Origin of the sequence: Pseudoxanthomonas sp. z9, assembly GCF_006542425.1 — a bacterium.
GTDB lineage: Bacteria > Pseudomonadota > Gammaproteobacteria > Xanthomonadales > Xanthomonadaceae > Pseudoxanthomonas_A.
On the sequence record NZ_VFID01000012.1, the window covers coordinates 213,262 to 229,889 of the forward strand.

Below are 16,628 nucleotides of genomic sequence, written 5' to 3' on the forward strand. Positions count from 1 at the left end.
TCCGCGGTGGGCGCCATTGTCCGCGGACGCCCCGCCCGTCAGTCTGCACGGACATCCCCAAGGAGACGTGCCATGAACCAGCCGCGATTTCGAAGCCTGCTCGCGAGTACCCTCTTTGCCTTGACCGCGGGCGCGCACGCGCTGCCGGCCGATGCACCCGCTGCCCATCCGGCGGCGCAACAGGATCCCGCCGCGCAGGCGGGCATGCGCCAGGCGATCAATCACTACTTCCGCGGCCAGGCCACCGGCGAGGCGTCCCACATGCGCCAGGCGTTCCTGCCGAGCGCGCGGATCGAGAGCGTGCGCGACGGCAAGGTCAGCTCGCTGACGCTGGACGAGTTCTGCGCGTTCTTCAAGGGCAAGGCCGCGGCAGACGAGGCATCGCGCGTGCGCACCATCGATTTCATGGATGCCTCGGGGAGCGCCGGCACCGCCCGCATCACCCTGGATCATGGCGCAGTCGTGATCACCGACTATTTCCTGCTGCTGAAGGTCGGCGACGAGTGGAAGATCGCCAACAAGATCTCCTATTTCGGTCGCAAGGCCGAAGGCCAGCCCGGATGATGCGCGTGAAATCCGTGCTGCTCCCGGCCTCGCTGCTGTGCCTGTCCATTGCCAGCGCTCCCGCCCCGGCGACGGGCGGACCGGAAGCACGGGAGGCCGAGGCGGTGATCCGCGCGACCGACGCCCGATGGTCCGAGGATCTCTTCGCCGGACGCCTGGACCGGGTGATGGAGAACTACGATGACAACGCGGCGTTCCTGACCCACGGCAGCCCCATGATCCGCGGCAAGGTGGCGATCCGCGCGTGGTTCCGGGAACGCCTGGATACGCCGGGATACTCGGCCAGGTTCCGGCCCACCGAGATCATCATCGCGGCTTCCGGCGACATGGCCTACGAACTGGGCGAGTTCGAGGCGACCGTCCTGTCCGGGGGAAGGACGATGCGGGTCAAGGGCAAGCACCTGGTCACCTGGCGATGGAACGGCGCGCGTTGGGTGGTCACCGCCGAATCGATCAACACCGATGGGCCGGCGGTCGCCGGGTAGGCCGCAAGCCCTCACGGCAAATCGGCGGCACTTCGGTCTGGACCGGCGCGGACGGCGCTGGACAGGGATGTGGGAGGAGTTCGGGCCTCCGCCACGACATGGGCGATAATGGCCCGGCAGGCGCCTGGCGGCCGCGGACCCGCGTCCCGGACCGCCCATCAGGCGGCCTGGATGTCCGCAGACCCCACTGGAAACAAGCCAAGCATGCCGTTGGAAACCGCCGTCCCGACAGGGGCCAAGCCCCGCAGTCCCGATATCCGGGAAGGCGTGACCCTGTCCGTCGCCCCGATGATGGACTGGACCGATTCGCACTGCCGCGTGTTCCATCGGCTGCTGTCGCCGCATGCGCGGCTGTACACCGAGATGGTGCATGCACAGGCGGTGATCCACGGCGATCGCGATCGCCTGCTCGGATTCGATGCGGTGGAACATCCGGTCGCGCTGCAACTGGGCGGCAGCGAGCCCGACCTGCTGGCACGGGCCGCGCGCATCGGCGAGGAATGGGGCTACGACGAGGTCAACCTCAACGTCGGCTGTCCTTCCGATCGCGTGCAGGCCGGCCGCTTCGGCGCCTGCCTGATGAAGGAACCGGCGCTGGTGGCCGACAGCGTGGCGGCGATGATCGCCGCGGTCGCGATTCCGGTGACGGTGAAATGCCGGTTGGGCGTGGATGAACTTGAGGACTACGATCGCTTCCGGGCGTTCGTCGATACCGTCGCGGACGCGGGCTGCACGACGTTCTTCGTGCATGCGCGCAAGGCCTGGCTGCAGGGCCTGTCGCCGAAGGAGAACCGCGAGATCCCGCCGTTGCGCTACGACTGGGCCTACCAGCTCAAGCGCGAGCGCCCCGATCTGATCGTGGCGGTCAATGGCGGCATCGGCACCGTCGTCGACGTGCAAACGCACCTGCGCCACAGCGACGGGGTGATGCTGGGCCGCGCCGCGTATCACGAGCCGTATCTGTTGCATGAACTGGAAGCCTCACTGTGGGGGGCACCCTTGCGCAGCCGCGCCGAGCTGCTGCGCGCGCTGCGTCCTTACGTGGAAAGCCGCCTGGCGGCGGGCGTCGCGCTCAAGCACGTGACCCGCCACGTCCTGGGCCTGTTCCATGGTCAGCCCGGCGGGCGCATGTTCCGCCAGATCCTGAGCGAGGGCGCGCATCGTCCGGGCGCCGACTGGTCGCTGCTGGAGCGCGCGCTCGCGGCGACGGAATCGCGCCTGCAACCGGCCGCCTGAGGGCGACCGCGATGCTCACCCGCGATATTCCGGAGTTCCTGCGCCTGGCCCGCGCCAGCGTCGCCGACTTCGGACCCGCCACCGCGCGCGCCGCCTTCCTGGTCAGTCCGGAGGGCTTCGGCCGTGCCGACGAGTCGGCGCGCGACAACCGCTACATGGCCGACGCCGCTGGCTTCGATGCGCTGGTTGCGCTGGACGAACACCGTGCACTGCATCGCGCGCTGTCCGCCGAGTTGCCGGTGGTCGCCTTTCCAGGCAATCCGCACACGCCGGACGCGGTGTTTCCCAACAACGTGTTCGCGACCGCGCCCGGGCGCCTGATCGTCGGCCGCATGCGCCACGGGGTCAGGCGGCGGGAGGCGGAGCGGAGCGATATCCGCGGCTTCTTCCGCGACACCCTCGGTTACCGGGAAATCGACCTCTCCATCCAGCCGCATCCCTGTGAGCTGACCGGGGCGCTGGTCATCGACCGCGCGCGCGGGCTGGGTTTCTGCGGCCTGTCCGAACGCTGCGACGAAGCCGGCGCGGCGCTGATGCACGAAGCGTTCGGCCTGCGCGCGACCCTGATGTTCGACCTGGCCCCGGGCGAATACCACACCAATGTCGTGCTGGCTGTCCTGGCCGGGCGTGCCGCGCTGTTCGCGGCGCCGGGCTTCGCCGATCCGCAGGTGCCGGCCGCCCTGGGCGAGCTCTACGGGCCGCTGGCCATTGCCCTGTCGGCGGACGAGCAGGCCGCTTTCGCCGCCAACGCAATCGCGCTGCGCCCCGACAGCGTCTGGATGAGCGAACGGGCGGCCCGGGCGCTTTCGGCCGATACCCGCCGACGCCTGGAAGCGCAGGCCGGGTTCGTCGTGCGCGACGTCCCGCTCGCCGCCGTCGAGGCCGGTGGGGGCTCGCTAAGATGTTGTGTCGGCGAGATTTTCTGACCGTTCCGCAAGCTGAACGGTGGCGCCAGGCTTGTGGATAAGTTCAGACCGGATTCACTGCCCGGAGCCAAGACTTTGCGTCCATTGGTCTAGAAGTGGTTTCGGGTTCCGTTCAGTTTGGCGAACCCAGATCCGTTACGATTCCGTTATGCATCGCACATTCTCTTCCATCGCGTTCGTGGCACTGCTGGCGCTGGCCGGCATGGTGGTCGTGGCCGACGCCCGGGCGCAGGCACAGGGCCAGGGACAGGGCCGGGGACATGACGATCGTGGCGAGCGTTCGGGGCAGCGCGAACAGGGATCTCCCCGTTCCAACGATGCTCGCGACAACAACCACAATTCGCTGTCCGATTCCGTGCGCCGCGCCCAGCGCGAGCCCGGCATCCGCGTGCTGAGCGCCGAACGCGTGCCGTTCGACGGCCGCGACATCAATCGCATGAAGGTGATCGATGAGCGGGGACGCGTGCGTTACATGGACGACGCCGGCGGGAACCGCCGCCGCACGTCGTCGCGTGGTGGCGATGGTGAGCAGGCGCCCGCGTCTGCACGTAGTGATAACCCACCTCAACCGTAGTCTTACGTAGAATCACTCGTAAGCTCGTGGCGGCCCAGGTGCCGCCCGCATTCCAAGGAGAGTCCATGCGTATCTTGCTGGTCGAAGACGAAGCCCCCCTGCGCGAAACCCTGGCCGCCCGTCTGAAGCGCGAAGGCTTTGCCGTCGACGCCGCCCAGGACGGCGAAGAAGGCCTGTACATGGGCCGCGAAGTCCCCTTCGACGTGGGCATCATCGACCTCGGCCTGCCCAAGATGTCGGGCATGGAACTGATCAAGGCCCTGCGCGACGAGGGCAAGAAATTCCCGATCCTCATCCTGACCGCGCGTTCCAGCTGGCAGGACAAGGTCGAGGGCCTGAAGCAGGGCGCGGACGACTATCTGGTCAAGCCCTTCCACGTCGAGGAACTGCTGGCGCGGGTCAACGCGTTGCTGCGCCGCGCCGCCGGCTGGAGCAAGCCGACCCTGGAGTGCGGCCCGGTCGCGCTGGATCTGGCCGCGCAGACGGTCAGCGTCAATGGCAGCAACGTCGACCTGACCAGCTACGAGTACAAGGTGCTGGAATACCTGATGATGCACGCCGGCGAACTGGTCTCGAAGGCGGACCTGACCGAGCACATCTACCAGCAGGATTTCGACCGTGATTCCAACGTGCTGGAAGTCTTCATCGGCCGCCTGCGCAAGAAGCTGGATCCGGAAGGCGAACTGAAGCCGATCGAGACCGTGCGCGGACGCGGCTACCGCTTCGCCATCCCGCGCACCAACGAGGCTTGATGGCGTCCCCGGCGGGCGCCGAACCCTCGGCCAGGCCGCGGCGCACGCCGTTCGACGGCTGGCGCCCGCGATCGCTGCGTGCCCGCCAACTGCTGGCCGCCAGTCTCGGACTGGTGGCCTTTCTCGCATTGGCCGGCTACGCGCTGGATCGCGCGTTCATCGCCACCGCCGAGGACAACCTGCGCCAGCGCCTGAAGGCGTATGCGCTCAAGTACACCGACGAAATCGACTTCACCCGCGGCGGCGCGCTGATTCCGCCCTTCGATACGCCCGACCCGCGTTTCGAGATGCCCGATAGCGGCCTGTACGCGGAAGTGATCCTGCCCAACGACCGCTGGGGTTCCAACTCCACCCTCGGGCCGGTGCTGCCGGCGTCGCCGATGCTCGGCCCGCTGGAGGAAGCCTTCGACGGTCCGGTCACGTTCCGCCGCGCCGACGGCAGCGAGAGCCAGGTCTACCGCTATGGCGTGGGCTTCGTCTGGGCCGAGCGTGGCCCGGATGCGGAGTTTCCCTACAGCATCTACATCCTCGAGGACGCGCAGGCGCTCAACGCGCAGATGCGCGTGTTCCGCGGGGCGCTGTGGGTGTATCTGGGCAGCGCCGGTTTCATCCTGCTGCTGCTGCAGATGGCGGTGCTGCGCTGGAGCCTGCGTCCGCTGCGCCGGGTGATCACCGAGCTGACCCGCGTGCAGGGCGGGCAGATCGACCGCATGAGCGAACGCCATCCGCGCGAACTGGAACCGCTCACCGACAGCATCAACGCCTTCATCGAGAGCGAACGCGAGAACCTGGAGCGCCAGCGCAATACCCTGGCCGATCTCGCGCACAGCCTGAAGACGCCGCTCGCGGTGCTGCGCACCCAGCTCGACAGCGGCAGCGGCGAGGCCTCGCTGCGGGAGGAGCTGGATAACCAGCTCAAGCGCATGAATGGACTGGTGTCCTACCAGCTGGCGCGCGCGGCTTCCAGCGGCCACAAACTGTTCTCCGCGCCGGTGCCGATCGAACCGCATGCCGAGGAGATCGTCAGCGGCCTGGAGAAGGTCTACGCCGGCAAGCGCGTGCTGTGCGAATTCGAAATCGATCCGCAGGCGCGGTTCTACGGCGAGACCGGCGATCTGCAGGAGCTGATGGGCAACCTGCTGGAGAACGCGTTCAAGTGGGCGCGTTCGCGCGTGTTGCTGACCGTGCGCCCGCTGCCCGCGGCACCGCAGCGGCGCGCCGGCCTTTACCTGTCGGTGGAGGATGACGGTCCCGGCATCACCGAGGAAAACATCCCGGTCGTCCTCCAGCGTGGCGTGCGCGGCGACGAGCGCGTGCATGGCCATGGCATCGGCCTGTCGATCGTGCAGGATCTCATCCGCGACTACCGTGGCGAACTGCAGGTGGGGCGCTCGGAGGAACTGGGTGGCGCGCAGTTCGTGGTCACCTTGCCGCAGGGACTTTGATCCGCCGCACGGCGCGCGACCACCCGCCGATCACCATTCCGGTGGCGGACCGTAGAACCGGCGCAGGTGCGCGGCCACGTCGGGCATGGCCTGGCGCAGCAGGCGCGGCGCGGAGAAGTGGTACTCGGTGGCCACCGCGAAGAATTCGTCCGGACCTTCGGTCGCATACGCGTCGATGCGGGTCTCGCGGCCGGTATCGACTTCCTGGCACAGCTGATCGTAGGCGCGCTGGAAATCCTGCGCCCAGCGGCGACGCCAGTCGCCGGGCAGCGGGGGCGTGCCGTCCATCTCCCCGTCGAGGGCATCCAGCTTGTGCGCCATTTCGTGCACGGCCACGCAGAAGCCGGCATCGGGTTCGGCCAGGTCCGCCTGCACGTCCGCCCACGACAGGATCAGCGGGCCGGCATCCCAGGATTCGCCGGCCAGATCGTCTTCCCATTCGTGCTGCACGCCAGCCGCATCGGTGTGGCTGCGGTGCACGCGGAAGGCTTCGGGATAGACGATGAGCTGCGACCAGCCACGCCAGCCGCGCTGGCCGAACTCCAGCAGCGGCAGGCAGCACAAGGCGGCCAGCTGGGTGCATTGCAGGGTGTCGAGCGAGAGTTCGCCCAGCGGGGTGATGGTCTTCTCGTGCAGGAAGCGCGCAGTCAGTGCGCGCAGGCGCCAGCGGCGCACGTCGTCCAGCCGGGCGATCCACGGCGTATCGCGGCAGATGTCATGCCAGATCGCGTCGTCAATGGGAGCGGGCGGGCGGAACCGCCGGAGCAATCGCAACACTGGTCAGCGGAACATGCCCGGCAGGAAGCTGTGCCATTTCGGCGCGCGCGGGCGCGGCAGCACCGGGCTCGGATCGCCTTCGTCCTCGCCGCCGCCGCCGCGACTGCCCACCACCGGCAGCGTGCCGCCGGACGACGAGGTGTTCGCGGGCGCATACTTGTCGCGCACCGACGCGCGTGCGGCGCGCGTGGCGGCTTCGCTGGGCGGAGAGGCTTCGCTGGCCTTGTCGGCGATTTCCTGACAGGCCGATGCGCTGACGGTCGACAACACGCGGCCGTTCTGCGCCATCGCCGGCGCACAGATGCAGGTCAGCAGGACGATGAAGCTGGCGCGAAGCATCGGAGGACTCCTGTCGGATGGCGCCAAGGCGGCGGCCATCCTGCTGAATATAGCCGGAAACCGGGATGACGATCTGAACAGGCCGGGCCGCGGCGAAGCCTGCCGGGAACGACCGGATCGGGTCCGGCGGGCCCCGGCATAATGACGCCATGCCATGCCTGTCCGCCGTTGTCCCCGATGCCTCTCTTCCCCCCGCCGATGGCGGCCGGGAGCCGGGGCGGTGAGTGCCGAACGCGAGCTGCTGAGACGGCTGCAGGCCGGCCCCGTGTCCGGTGACGCGCTGGCCCGGGACGCAGGCCTGACCCGCGCCGCCATGTGGAAACGCATCGAGGCCCTGCGCGAGGCGGGAGTGCGTATCGACGCCCGGGCCGGGCGCGGCTACGCCCTGGCAGGACCGCTGGATCTGCTGGACGCCGGCACCATCTGCCAGGCACTGGATCCCGGATGCCGGGCTGGCCTGGCGGCGCTGGACGTCGCCTGGTCGCTGGATTCGACCAACAGCGAACTGCTGCGTCGGGATACCCCGCCGCACGGCGTGAGCGCGTTGCTGGCCGAACAGCAGACCGGCGGGCGCGGACGGCGCGGGCGCCAGTGGGCGTCGCCGGTCGCGGCCAACCTGTACCTGTCGCTGGCACGCCATTTCAGCGGCGGCCTGGCGCGGCTGGGTGGGCTCAGCCTGGTCGCCGGCGTGGCGGTGGCGGAGGCGCTGCGCGCGCTGGGCTACGCCGGCACCGGACTCAAATGGCCCAACGATCTGCTGGTGGACGGCCGCAAGCTGGGTGGCGTGCTGGTCGAAGGCGGCGGCGAGCATGGCGGCCCGGTCCGGGCGATCATCGGCATCGGCATCAACGTGCGCATGCCGGCGACCTTCGCGGCCGGCATCGACCAGCCCTGGATCGATCTGGCCGCGCTGGGTGGCACCACGCCGGATCGCAACGCGCTGGCGGCGGCGCTGCTGTCGCATCTGCTGCCGGCACTGGAACAGTTCGACCGCGATGGCCTGGCCCCGTTCCTGTCGCGCTTCGCCCCGCTGGACGTGCTGGCCGGGCGGGAAGTCGCGATACACGGATCGCGGCAGACGCGCCACGGCGTCGCCGGCGGCCTGGCCGAGGACGGTGCATTGCGCGTCCTGATCGATGACGCCTGGGAGAACGTGCATGCCGGGGAAATCAGCGTGAGGGCACAATGACGCAATGGTTGTTCGACCTGGGGAATTCGCGGCTCAAGTGCACGCAGCTGGATGGCGACGGGCGTCCCGGCGAGGTGATCGCGTTCGGTCATGACGAGCACGGATTCGCCGACGCGCTGCGACGAAACCTGCCGGATGCGGCCGATTCGGCCTGCCTGGCGAGCGTGGCGTCGCCGGCGCTGACTTTGGCGGTCATCGACGCGTTGACCGAAAGATTCCAGCGCATTTCGCTCGCCCGCACGCAGATCGCGTTCGCGGGCGTCCGCATTGCCTACGCGCAGCCGGAGAAGCTGGGTGTGGATCGGTTCCTGGCGATGGTCGCGGCGCATGCCCGCGATGCGCGCGCATGGATGATCGCGGGCGTCGGCACCGCCATCACCATCGATCTCCTGGATCCGCGCGGCCTGCACCGGGGCGGGCGCATCGCACCGTCGCCCGCGCTGATGCGCGCCGCGCTGCATCAGGCTGCGGTGCAACTGCCGCCGCAGGGCGGCATCTACCGCGAGTTCGCCGATGACACCGAGGATGCGCTGGCGTCCGGTTGCGACGGCGCCGCGCTGGGCCTGATCGAACGCAGCCTGCGGCTGGCCGCCCGCGAACTCGGCGAGACGCCGGCGCTGCTGCTGCACGGCGGTGGCGCCGAGGCGCTGCGCGCGGGATTGCCGGAGGCGGAATTCGCCCCGTCGCTGGTACTCGAGGGTCTGGCCCAGTGGGCGAAGGCCGGATGGCCCACGGGTGCGGAGGCGTGACCGCCATGGATAGAATCCCCGCATGCTGATTCGCGCCCTGATTGTCCTGCTGGCCGTCCTCAACCTGGGCGTGGCCGCCTGGTGGCTCACCCGGCCTGAACCCGCCGCGTCGCCATTGCCGGAAGTGCCGGCGGGCGTAACCCGGCTGGAGCTGGTGGAATCCGCGGCCGCGGCGTCGATCGCGCCGAAGGTTGCCATCACCGCCACTGCACCGCCGTCGTCGCCTGCGGCGCCGGCCAGCGTGCCGGCCGCACCGCCAAGCGCCGCGCGCGCCTGTTTCCGCGCCGGTCCATTCGCCGAGCGGGCCGCCGCCGATCTCGCGCGTGGCCGAATTGACTCGACGGTCGGCCGCGCGATTCCACGAGAAATGCCGGGGAAGGGCGCCAGCGGCTACCGGGTCTCGCTGCCACCGATGGGTAGCCGCGAGGAAGCGGTGGCGACGGCGCAGCGCATCGGCGCGGCCGGCTTCGACGATTTCCTGGTAATCAACCAGGGCGAGGAAACCAACGGCATCGCATTGGGTCGCTACCGCAACCGGGAAGGCGCCGAGCGGCGGCAGGCACAACTCGCCGCGGCTGGTTTTCCGGCCCGCGTCCAGCCGATAGGCGAGGAAGGGCCGTCGCGCTGGTGGCTGGACGTCGCCGCCCCGGCCGGCACCACCGCCTTGGCGCTGCGTCCCTTGGCCGGCGTTCCGGTGCAGCCGCAGGACTGCCCTGCCGCACTGCGGTAGAATCCCGGGACCGGCGCAACGCCGGCCCTCAGTGCCGCTTTAGCTCAGCTGGTAGAGCAACCGCCTTGTAAGCGGTAGGTCATCCGTTCGATTCGGATAAGCGGCACCACATTGCGCCCGCGATCGCTGATCGCATCCGTCGCTGTTGCAGCGCCACAGCCCGGTCATGCAAATCGGACTAGACTTCCGGCTCTTCCAGAACACCGAGTGTCGCCGATGGCCCGTACGTTTCCTCCCGTTTCCCTGATTGGCGTGCCCACCGATGTCGGCGCGGGGCACCGCGGCGCGCGGATGGGACCGGATGCGCTGCGCATCGCCGGTCTCGGCGAGGCGCTGGCCGGACGCGGCGTGGACGTCATCGACACCGGCAACGTGCAGGGACCGGCGAATCCCTGGATCGACCCGGTGCGCGGCTACCGGCACCTGGACGAAGTGGTGGCCTGGAACCGCGCGCTGATGGAAGCGACCGCCGCCGAACTTGGCAAGGGGCGCCTGCCGATCATGATGGGTGGCGATCATTGCCTGGCAATCGGATCGATCACCGCCATCGCCCGCCATTGCCGCCAGCAGGGCAAGCGGCTGCGCGTGCTGTGGCTGGATGCGCATTCGGATTTCAACACCAGCGAGGTCACGCCCTCCGGCAACATCCATGGCATGCCGGTGGCGTGCCTGTGCGGCATCGGTCCGGATGCACTGACCCGGCTGGGTGGCGACAGCCCGGCGATCACGCCGGCGATGGTGCGGCAGATCGGCATCCGCTCGGTGGATCCGGAAGAAAAGAAGCTGATCAAGGATCACGCGGTCGATGTCTACGACATGCGCTACATCGACGAGGTGGGCATGAAGCGGACCATGGAAGCGGCGCTGGAAGGCGTCGATGCCGATACCCACCTGCATGTCAGTTTCGACGTCGATTTCCTGGATCCCAGCATCGCGCCGGGCGTCGGTACCACCGTGCCGGGAGGGCCGAATTACCGCGAGGCGCAGTTGGTGATGGAGATGATTGCCGACACCGGCCGGATGGGCTCACTGGACATCGTCGAGCTCAATCCGGTGCTGGACCGCCGCAACCGGACCGCCAAGCTGACCGTCGATCTGGTGGAAAGCCTGTTCGGAAAATCCACCTTGATGCGCGACTGAACCGGAGCCGGCCGCAGGCTTATTCATGCCTGAATGCCGCCCGCCGCTTTCACGTGCCGTGAACGGCCGGCTGTCCATGGTGGAACCACGCTGCAAGGGGCGCCTGCGCACCGGTGCAGCATCGTTCCACCGGTCATTTCATCAAGGAGGCGAGCATGAAACGTTGGATGGCTTTGCTGATGCTGGCGATGTTTTCCACCGCGGTCCTTTCCGGCTGCAACACCATGGCCGGCGCGGGCAAGGATGTGCAGAAGGTCGGCGAGAAGGTCGAAGACAAGGCGCAGGACTGCAAGGACGGCAAGTGCTGACGTCGTAACCCCTTGGCGCAGCGACGAGGCGCGCCTTCCGGAAGGGCCGGCCATGCCGGCCCTTTCGTTTTCCGGAGCCTTGGTCAGCCTCGATGCAGCATGGTTTAATCAGACTCGCCGCCGCAGGGGAAGGCTGGCGCGGGAAGGTCCGCCGCCACCCCCCGGGAGCCAATATCAACCAGGAGCTTTCCCATGAAGCGCTACGTCGCTCTGTTGTTCATCGCCATGTTCTCGATCGCCGCGCTGTCCGGCTGCAACACCGTCAAGGGGTTCGGCAAGGACGTGCAGAAAGTGGGCGAGAAGGTCGAGGACGCCTCCGGCAAGTAAGCGCCGGGCCGCGTGCACCGGCAGCCACTTGCTGGCGCGGGCGGGAAGGGAAGGGCCGGCATCCGCCGGCCTTTTTCCGTTGTGGAACCGACGTCGGGAAATCGGGTCTCCGGAGTTTTCGCGGCGCGTTTGGCGCTAGGAAATCCGGCCGAAATAATGTGGCGTTGACGTCGCCTTGATCGTGCGGGAATGGCCGGGTTGCGATGCTGGTCGCGCGGTGTTCCCCGCCGCGAGACCAAGAGGAAATCCCATGAACCAGGACATCATCGCCGGCAACTGGAAACAGCTGAAGGGCCGCATCCAGGCCAAATGGGGCGATCTGACCGACGACGACTTCCAGATTGCCGAAGGCAATGCCGAATACCTGGAAGGACGCCTGCAGGAACGCTACGGCTGGGGCCGCGAGCGGGCCCACGATGAAGTGAAGGCATTCGAGCGCAGCCTGCGCTCGGACATGAAGCACTGATTCGGCTGGACAACCGGAAACGACGACGGGCCGCGCGAGCGGCCCGTTTTTCATGGCGTTCGATGGTTCGGGCGTTCAGCGCCAGCGCGGCGGATCGGCGACGAAACCGTTGGGGAACGCCTGCGGCGCGGGTTCGCGATAGGACGGGCGGTAGGGCGGCGGCAGGACGCCCAGGGCCACCAGCCGGCGCGGTTCGTCGTAGCGGATCTGGCTGACCTGGTCGGGTGTGCGCCGGGCGCGCACGAAGTCGGTGGAACCCACCGGCGCCCATTCGCGTTCGCCGTGCCCGGTGCCGATGCGCTGCCGGCTGGCCATCGCGTCGCTGGCGGATTCGGCCGCTGCCGGCGCGCCAGCCTTCGCGTCGGCGCTTTCCGATTGCGCGCCGGAACCGGCATAAGGCGGGTAGGGGGCCGGCGTTGGATGGACCGGATAGCGCGGCGAGTAGTAGGGCCGCGCTTCACGGAATGCTGCGACACCGATTACGCCGACATTGCGTGGACGTCCGGTCCGCGTGGCATAGCTGTCGCCATGATCGGTGAACACGAACTGGGCGACATCGTCCAGCGACTTGCGCCAGCCCGCGATCTCGGCGGTCTCCCAGGGATCCAGCACGTAGCCGGCCTGCGAGGGCGCGGCGGTTTCGCCGGTGACCGCATTGACACCGTCCACCGACAGCACCACCAGCACGCGCTCGCCGGTGGTATTGGTCAGGCGTACGGCGTAGCGGTGGCCGGGCTGGCCGGCGACCCAACGATCGCCGCGATGCGGATAGCTGGGCAGCCATTGGCCGGTGTCGCGATCGACCACCGCCACGTCCACCAGCGGCCCGGCTTCGGCGCGGGAACAGGCGGCCAGCGGGAACAGCGAGGCAAGCAGGAGCAGGCAGGCGCGGAACATGGCGGTTCTCCGGAAGGGACGTGCATGTCAACGCGTCGCTGCCGCGGATGGGGTTTGCGCCGCCAGCGGTTAAACTGGCCGTGTTCAGACTTCAGAAAAACGCAATGACCACCCGAGTCCTGACCGGCATCACCACCTCCGGTACCCCCCACCTGGGCAACTACGTCGGCGCGGTCCGCCCCGCCGTGGCCGCCAGCCGCAACCCGGGCGTGGAGAGCTTCTATTTCCTGGCCGACCTGCACAGCCTGATCAAGGCGCAGGATCCGGCGCGCACCCAGCGTTCGACGCTGGAAATCGCCGCCACCTGGCTGGCGGCGGGCCTGGAGCCGGACAAGGTGTGGTTCTACCGGCAGAGCGACATTCCCGAGATCACCGAGCTGACCTGGTTCCTGACCTGCGTGGCCAGCAAGGGCATCCTCAATCGCGCGCATGCCTACAAGGCGGCGGTGGACAAGAACCGCGCCGACGGCGAGGACGACGATGCCGCGGTCACGGCGGGACTGTTCATGTATCCGGTGCTGATGGCCGCCGATATCCTGATCTTCAATGCCAACCAGGTCCCGGTGGGGCGCGATCAGATCCAGCACATCGAGATGGCGCGCGATTTCGGCCAGCGCTTCAACCACGTCTACGGCAAGGAATATTTCGCCCTGCCGGAAGTGCTCATCGACGACAACGTCGCCACGCTGCCCGGCCTGGACGGGCGCAAGATGAGCAAGAGCTACAACAACACCATTCCGCTGTTCGTGCCGCGCGAGGAGCTGAAGAAGCTGGTGTTCTCGATCCTCACCGATTCGCGTGGGCCGGGCGAGGCCAAGGACACCGAGGGCTCGGCACTGTTCCAGCTGTACCAGGCCTTCGCCAGCGCGGAGGAAACCGCCGCCTTCGCCCAGGCCTTCGCCGATGGCATTGGCTGGGGCGATGCGAAACAGAAGCTGTTCGAGCGCATCGACGCGGAAATCAGTCCACTGCGCGAAAAATACCTGGCACTGATGGCGCGGCCCGAGGAGATCGAAGCGATCCTGCGCGACGGCGCGCAGCGCCTGCGCACGAAATACGCCATCCCGTTGCTGGCGGAACTGCGCCACGCGGTCGGCCTGCGCAACCTGGCGGAGCAGCCGGCGGCGCCAGCGAAGACCGCCGCGGCCAAGGCCGCGTTGCCGCAGTTCAAGCAATATCGCGACAAGGATGCGCGGTTCTACTTCAAGTTCACCGACGCCGATGGCCAGTTGCTGATCCAGAGCAATGGCTTCGACGCGCCCAAGGATGCCGGCCAGATCATCGCCGTGCTGAAGCAGGCCGAGCGCGCGGATCAGCTGGAAACCACCGAGATCGTGCTGCAGGTTGCCGCCGCGGAGGTGCTGGCGGCATTGAAGCAGTTGCGCGACGCCGAGGCCTGAGATGCCGTTCCTGGCGATGGTGCTGTTCCTGCCCTGGTTCGCATTGCTGGGCACGTTGTTCTGGCTGTTTCCCCGGCAACCCCGCAACGGCCGGCGCAAGGCGTTCGACACCATCAGCCTGGCGGTGGCGTTCGTGCTCAGCATGCTGGGCATGTACTGGGGCTACGCGCTGGGGCTGGCCGACATCGGCACCGGCGCAATCTGGAAGCAGGTGCTGGCGACGCTGGTCGGTTATGGCGGTTTCCTGTTCGTGCTGACCGTGGCGGTACTGCTGCGATCGTGGTGGCTGGAGCGCTGAGCGCGCCGGCCGGAGACACCGATACCCCCGATGTGGGAGCGACGTGAGTCGCGAAGAGTTCTCTGATTCAGGCGCCTCGCGACAGCAGGGGCATGAACACGATACTGAGGGGTTCCGATTCGCGACTCACGTCGCTCCCACAGTGAGGCATCCGGGGCGCTTCTGCGACCAAAGATGCATCGTGGCGGCGCTGTCGCATCGGTAGAATCGGTTCATCCTCGCGTTACCCCACAAGCGTATGGACACCACTGGCATCCACACCATCGATACCGCGTTCCAGCGGGATCATTTCGATGCCGCCTACCTGATCGTCGAGCAGGGACGTGGCGCTTTCATCGACACCGGTACCAACCATGCGGTCCCGCGGCTGCTGGACGCCGCGCGGCGGGCGGGACTGGCTCCGGCGGACATCGACTGGGTGTTGGTCACCCACGCGCACCTGGATCACGCCGGTGGCGCGGGCGAGTTGATGGCGCAGCTGCCGCATGCGCGCCTGGTCGCGCATCCGCGAGCCGCCCCCCACCTGATCGATCCGGCCAGACTGATTGCCGGCGCCACCGCCGTCTACGGAGAAGCGGAGATGGCGCGCAGCTACGGTTCCATCCGGCCGGTGCCGGAGGAACGCGTGGTCGTCGCCGAGGACGGCCATGCGCTGGAACTGGCCGGACGCCGCCTGCAATGCATCGACACGCCCGGGCACGCGCGCCATCACTACTGCGTATGGGATGAGCGCAGCCGCAGCTGGTTCACCGGCGACACCTTCGGCCTGTCGTACCGGGAGATGGATGGCCCGCATGGACCGTTCATACTGCCGACCTCCTCGCCGGTGCAGTTCGAGCCCGAGGCACTGAAGACGTCGATCGCGCGATTGCTCGCGTACCGGCCGCAGGCCATGTATCTCACCCATTACGGGCGGGTGGAAGAGCCGGACCGGTTGGCGGCGGATCTGTTCGAGCAGATCGATGCGATGTCCGCGCTGGCCCGGCAATGCGACGGCAAGCCGGACAGGCACCGCGCCATGGTCGCCGGATTGACCGCGCTGTACCAGGAACGCGCCCGCGCGCTGCGCTGTCCGCTGGACGATGCCGGCGTGACGCGGGTGCTGGAGATGGATATCGAACTCAACGCGCAGGGCCTGGCCTGCTGGCTGGATCGGGATCGCCGCTGATCAATCCCAGCGGTTCACGCCCTCGCGTTCACCTCCGCCCATCGGCACGATGCAGAAGCGCTGCCCGGTCGGGGCTTCCATCACCCACCAGCGGTCATGGACGAAGCGGATCCGGCGCGCGCCGAGTTGTTCCAGGCGCGTGGCCTCGGCTTCCAGATCGTCGGCTTCGATGTCCAGATGCACGCGGGAAGGATGATCGACCTTCTGCACCTCCACGTGCAGTCCGCCGGCCGCATCCTTCAGGCGGTCGTACAGGCCGACGCCGCCATCGTCGGCGCTGACCACCGGCAGCCCGAGCGCGCGGCTCCAGAACGAGGAGGCGGCATCCAGATCGTCGGTCTGGCAATCGATGATGAATCCGGCGAGGCGGCTGTGGTGGGCCATGTCGATGCTCCGGGAAGGATGGTTTGAACGTCCGCTGGCGGGAAGCATCAATCCCAATGGTTCGGCTCGACGCCGCGCTCGGGATGGCGCATGCGTACCACGCAGAAACGTTGCCCGGTCGGCGCTTCCATCACCCACCAGCGTTTGACGAAACCGATGCGTTTGGCACCCAGTTTCTCCAGCCGGTCGGCTTCGGCATCCACGTCGTCGGCCTCGATGTCCAGATGCACGCGCGAGGCGTGCGCCACCTGCTGCACCTCTACATGCAAGCCGCCCGGCGCGCCTTCCAGTTCGGCGTAGTGGGCTTCGCCATCCTGGTAGGTTTCACCGCGCGGCAGGCCCAGCGCCTGGCTCCAGAATTGCGCCGCGGTTTCGTGATCGTGGGTCTGGCAATCGATGATGAAGCCAGCCAGCCGACTGCGATGGGCCATGTTCCGTTCTCCGCGACGTGGGAGGAAACGCGACCCGCCGCCG

General features: G+C 68.1%; 22 protein-coding genes and 1 tRNA gene. 18 read left to right on the forward strand and 5 right to left on the reverse strand.

The window, feature by feature from the left end; genetic code table 11:
• Nucleotides 1-72 precede the first annotated feature (72 nt).
• From FG323_RS14995 to FG323_RS15025, 7 genes are all read left to right on the forward strand, one after another.
• Nucleotides 73-564, forward strand: a complete 492-nt coding sequence (locus FG323_RS14995) for a nuclear transport factor 2 family protein (RefSeq protein ID WP_220094183.1) — start codon at nucleotides 73-75, stop codon at nucleotides 562-564.
• Nucleotides 565-569: 5 nt separating this feature from the next.
• Nucleotides 570-1,049 carry a DUF4440 domain-containing protein gene (locus FG323_RS15000; protein ID WP_181444251.1) on the forward strand — a complete coding sequence of 160 codons (480 nt, stop codon included), beginning with the start codon at nucleotides 570-572 and terminating at the stop codon, nucleotides 1,047-1,049.
• 267 nt (nucleotides 1,050-1,316) lie between these two features.
• Nucleotides 1,317-2,285, forward strand: coding sequence for a tRNA dihydrouridine(20/20a) synthase DusA (gene dusA / locus FG323_RS15005; RefSeq protein WP_255470201.1), 969 nt, complete (start codon nucleotides 1,317-1,319; stop codon nucleotides 2,283-2,285).
• Nucleotides 2,286-2,296: 11 nt separating this feature from the next.
• Entirely contained in the window at nucleotides 2,297-3,211 is a 915-nt protein-coding gene (locus FG323_RS15010; protein ID WP_141455516.1) for an arginine deiminase-related protein, read from the forward strand.
• A gap of 148 nt (nucleotides 3,212-3,359) precedes the next feature.
• Nucleotides 3,360-3,785 carry a hypothetical protein gene (locus tag FG323_RS15015; protein ID WP_141455517.1) on the forward strand — a complete coding sequence of 142 codons (426 nt, stop codon included), beginning with the start codon at nucleotides 3,360-3,362 and terminating at the stop codon, nucleotides 3,783-3,785.
• A gap of 65 nt (nucleotides 3,786-3,850) precedes the next feature.
• Nucleotides 3,851-4,537, forward strand: a complete 687-nt coding sequence (locus FG323_RS15020) for a response regulator transcription factor (protein WP_141455518.1) — start codon at nucleotides 3,851-3,853, stop codon at nucleotides 4,535-4,537.
• Nucleotides 4,537-5,982: an ATP-binding protein gene (locus tag FG323_RS15025; RefSeq protein WP_141455519.1), complete on the forward strand. Its 1,446-nt coding sequence runs from the start codon at nucleotides 4,537-4,539 to the stop codon at nucleotides 5,980-5,982. Before FG323_RS15020 ends, FG323_RS15025 begins: the two co-directional genes overlap by 1 nt.
• A gap of 30 nt (nucleotides 5,983-6,012) precedes the next feature.
• Here the strand turns inward: FG323_RS15025 and FG323_RS15030 are convergent, their stop codons facing one another.
• Complete coding sequence (locus FG323_RS15030; RefSeq protein WP_255470202.1) at nucleotides 6,013-6,759, reverse strand: M90 family metallopeptidase; 747 nt, start codon at nucleotides 6,757-6,759, stop codon at nucleotides 6,013-6,015.
• Between the two features lie 3 nt (nucleotides 6,760-6,762).
• Nucleotides 6,763-7,098 (reverse strand): hypothetical protein, encoded by a 336-nt coding sequence (locus tag FG323_RS15035; protein ID WP_141455520.1) that lies wholly within the window; start codon nucleotides 7,096-7,098, stop codon nucleotides 6,763-6,765.
• 220 nt (nucleotides 7,099-7,318) lie between these two features.
• On the opposite strand from FG323_RS15035, the gene birA reads away from it, so the two are divergent.
• The 8 genes from birA to FG323_RS15075 all read left to right on the forward strand — a co-directional run bounded on the left by birA (nucleotide 7,319) and on the right by FG323_RS15075 (nucleotide 12,007).
• Nucleotides 7,319-8,287, forward strand: a complete 969-nt coding sequence (gene birA, locus FG323_RS15040; protein WP_343192865.1) for a bifunctional biotin--[acetyl-CoA-carboxylase] ligase/biotin operon repressor BirA — start codon at nucleotides 7,319-7,321, stop codon at nucleotides 8,285-8,287.
• Nucleotides 8,284-9,036, forward strand: coding sequence for a type III pantothenate kinase (locus FG323_RS15045; RefSeq protein WP_141455522.1), 753 nt, complete (start codon nucleotides 8,284-8,286; stop codon nucleotides 9,034-9,036). The genes birA and FG323_RS15045 overlap by 4 nt, the downstream gene beginning before the upstream one ends.
• Before the next feature lie 22 nt (nucleotides 9,037-9,058).
• Entirely contained in the window at nucleotides 9,059-9,766 is a 708-nt protein-coding gene (locus tag FG323_RS15050) for an SPOR domain-containing protein (RefSeq protein WP_141455523.1), read from the forward strand.
• 33 nt (nucleotides 9,767-9,799) lie between these two features.
• Nucleotides 9,800-9,875: transfer RNA gene (locus tag FG323_RS15055), tRNA-Thr, on the forward strand.
• Between the two features lie 107 nt (nucleotides 9,876-9,982).
• Entirely contained in the window at nucleotides 9,983-10,906 is a 924-nt protein-coding gene (gene rocF, locus FG323_RS15060; RefSeq protein WP_141455524.1) for an arginase, read from the forward strand.
• Between the two features lie 155 nt (nucleotides 10,907-11,061).
• Complete coding sequence (locus FG323_RS15065; protein ID WP_141455525.1) at nucleotides 11,062-11,214, forward strand: entericidin A/B family lipoprotein; 153 nt, start codon at nucleotides 11,062-11,064, stop codon at nucleotides 11,212-11,214.
• A gap of 192 nt (nucleotides 11,215-11,406) precedes the next feature.
• A complete protein-coding gene (locus FG323_RS15070; RefSeq protein ID WP_141455526.1) occupies nucleotides 11,407-11,541 on the forward strand; it encodes an entericidin A/B family lipoprotein in 135 nt (44 codons plus the stop codon).
• Nucleotides 11,542-11,791: 250 nt separating this feature from the next.
• Nucleotides 11,792-12,007: a CsbD family protein gene (locus tag FG323_RS15075; RefSeq protein WP_141455527.1), complete on the forward strand. Its 216-nt coding sequence runs from the start codon at nucleotides 11,792-11,794 to the stop codon at nucleotides 12,005-12,007.
• A gap of 75 nt (nucleotides 12,008-12,082) precedes the next feature.
• On the opposite strand, the gene FG323_RS15080 is transcribed toward FG323_RS15075, so the two are convergent.
• Nucleotides 12,083-12,904: a hypothetical protein gene (locus FG323_RS15080; protein ID WP_141455528.1), complete on the reverse strand. Its 822-nt coding sequence runs from the start codon at nucleotides 12,902-12,904 to the stop codon at nucleotides 12,083-12,085.
• Between the two features lie 104 nt (nucleotides 12,905-13,008).
• Between FG323_RS15080 and FG323_RS15085 the strand changes: the two genes are divergently transcribed.
• The 3 genes from FG323_RS15085 to FG323_RS15095 all read left to right on the forward strand — a co-directional run bounded on the left by FG323_RS15085 (nucleotide 13,009) and on the right by FG323_RS15095 (nucleotide 15,770).
• On the forward strand, nucleotides 13,009-14,304 hold the full coding sequence (locus FG323_RS15085) for a tryptophan--tRNA ligase (RefSeq protein WP_141455529.1): 1,296 nt from the start codon (nucleotides 13,009-13,011) through the stop codon (nucleotides 14,302-14,304).
• A 1-nt stretch (nucleotide 14,305) separates the two neighbouring features.
• Nucleotides 14,306-14,602, forward strand: a complete 297-nt coding sequence (locus FG323_RS15090) for a hypothetical protein (RefSeq protein WP_141455530.1) — start codon at nucleotides 14,306-14,308, stop codon at nucleotides 14,600-14,602.
• Nucleotides 14,603-14,840: 238 nt separating this feature from the next.
• On the forward strand, nucleotides 14,841-15,770 hold the full coding sequence (locus FG323_RS15095; protein WP_141455531.1) for an MBL fold metallo-hydrolase: 930 nt from the start codon (nucleotides 14,841-14,843) through the stop codon (nucleotides 15,768-15,770).
• Here FG323_RS15095 and FG323_RS15100 read toward each other — a convergent pair whose 3' ends face one another.
• Nucleotides 15,771-16,154 carry a VOC family protein gene (locus FG323_RS15100; RefSeq protein ID WP_141455532.1) on the reverse strand — a complete coding sequence of 128 codons (384 nt, stop codon included), beginning with the start codon at nucleotides 16,152-16,154 and terminating at the stop codon, nucleotides 15,771-15,773.
• Nucleotides 16,155-16,201: 47 nt separating this feature from the next.
• Nucleotides 16,202-16,585: a VOC family protein gene (locus FG323_RS15105; RefSeq protein WP_141455533.1), complete on the reverse strand. Its 384-nt coding sequence runs from the start codon at nucleotides 16,583-16,585 to the stop codon at nucleotides 16,202-16,204.
• Between the last annotated feature and the right edge of the window lie 43 nt (nucleotides 16,586-16,628).

Bases quoted from the DNA above. Each gene is read 5' to 3' on its own strand.
- FG323_RS15020 (WP_141455518.1), top strand. From the start codon at position 3,851: ATGCGTATCTTGCTGGTCGAAGACGAAGCCCCCCTGCGCGAAACCCTG.
- FG323_RS15045 (WP_141455522.1), top strand. From the start codon at position 8,284: ATGACGCAATGGTTGTTCGACCTGGGGAATTCGCGGCTCAAGTGCACG.
- FG323_RS15065 (WP_141455525.1), top strand. From the start codon at position 11,062: ATGAAACGTTGGATGGCTTTGCTGATGCTGGCGATGTTTTCCACCGCG.
- FG323_RS15075 (WP_141455527.1), top strand. From the start codon at position 11,792: ATGAACCAGGACATCATCGCCGGCAACTGGAAACAGCTGAAGGGCCGC.
- FG323_RS15070 (WP_141455526.1), top strand. From the start codon at position 11,407: ATGAAGCGCTACGTCGCTCTGTTGTTCATCGCCATGTTCTCGATCGCC.
- FG323_RS15025 (WP_141455519.1), top strand. From the start codon at position 4,537: ATGGCGTCCCCGGCGGGCGCCGAACCCTCGGCCAGGCCGCGGCGCACG.
- FG323_RS15085 (WP_141455529.1), top strand. From the start codon at position 13,009: ATGACCACCCGAGTCCTGACCGGCATCACCACCTCCGGTACCCCCCAC.
- FG323_RS15050 (WP_141455523.1), top strand. From the start codon at position 9,059: ATGCTGATTCGCGCCCTGATTGTCCTGCTGGCCGTCCTCAACCTGGGC.
- FG323_RS14995 (WP_220094183.1), top strand. From the start codon at position 73: ATGAACCAGCCGCGATTTCGAAGCCTGCTCGCGAGTACCCTCTTTGCC.
- FG323_RS15015 (WP_141455517.1), top strand. From the start codon at position 3,360: ATGCATCGCACATTCTCTTCCATCGCGTTCGTGGCACTGCTGGCGCTG.
- FG323_RS15035 (WP_141455520.1), bottom strand. From the start codon at position 7,098: ATGCTTCGCGCCAGCTTCATCGTCCTGCTGACCTGCATCTGTGCGCCG.
- FG323_RS15090 (WP_141455530.1), top strand. From the start codon at position 14,306: ATGCCGTTCCTGGCGATGGTGCTGTTCCTGCCCTGGTTCGCATTGCTG.
- FG323_RS15105 (WP_141455533.1), bottom strand. From the start codon at position 16,585: ATGGCCCATCGCAGTCGGCTGGCTGGCTTCATCATCGATTGCCAGACC.
- FG323_RS15010 (WP_141455516.1), top strand. From the start codon at position 2,297: ATGCTCACCCGCGATATTCCGGAGTTCCTGCGCCTGGCCCGCGCCAGC.
- FG323_RS15100 (WP_141455532.1), bottom strand. From the start codon at position 16,154: ATGGCCCACCACAGCCGCCTCGCCGGATTCATCATCGATTGCCAGACC.
- FG323_RS15095 (WP_141455531.1), top strand. From the start codon at position 14,841: ATGGACACCACTGGCATCCACACCATCGATACCGCGTTCCAGCGGGAT.
- rocF (WP_141455524.1), top strand. From the start codon at position 9,983: ATGGCCCGTACGTTTCCTCCCGTTTCCCTGATTGGCGTGCCCACCGAT.
- FG323_RS15080 (WP_141455528.1), bottom strand. From the start codon at position 12,904: ATGTTCCGCGCCTGCCTGCTCCTGCTTGCCTCGCTGTTCCCGCTGGCC.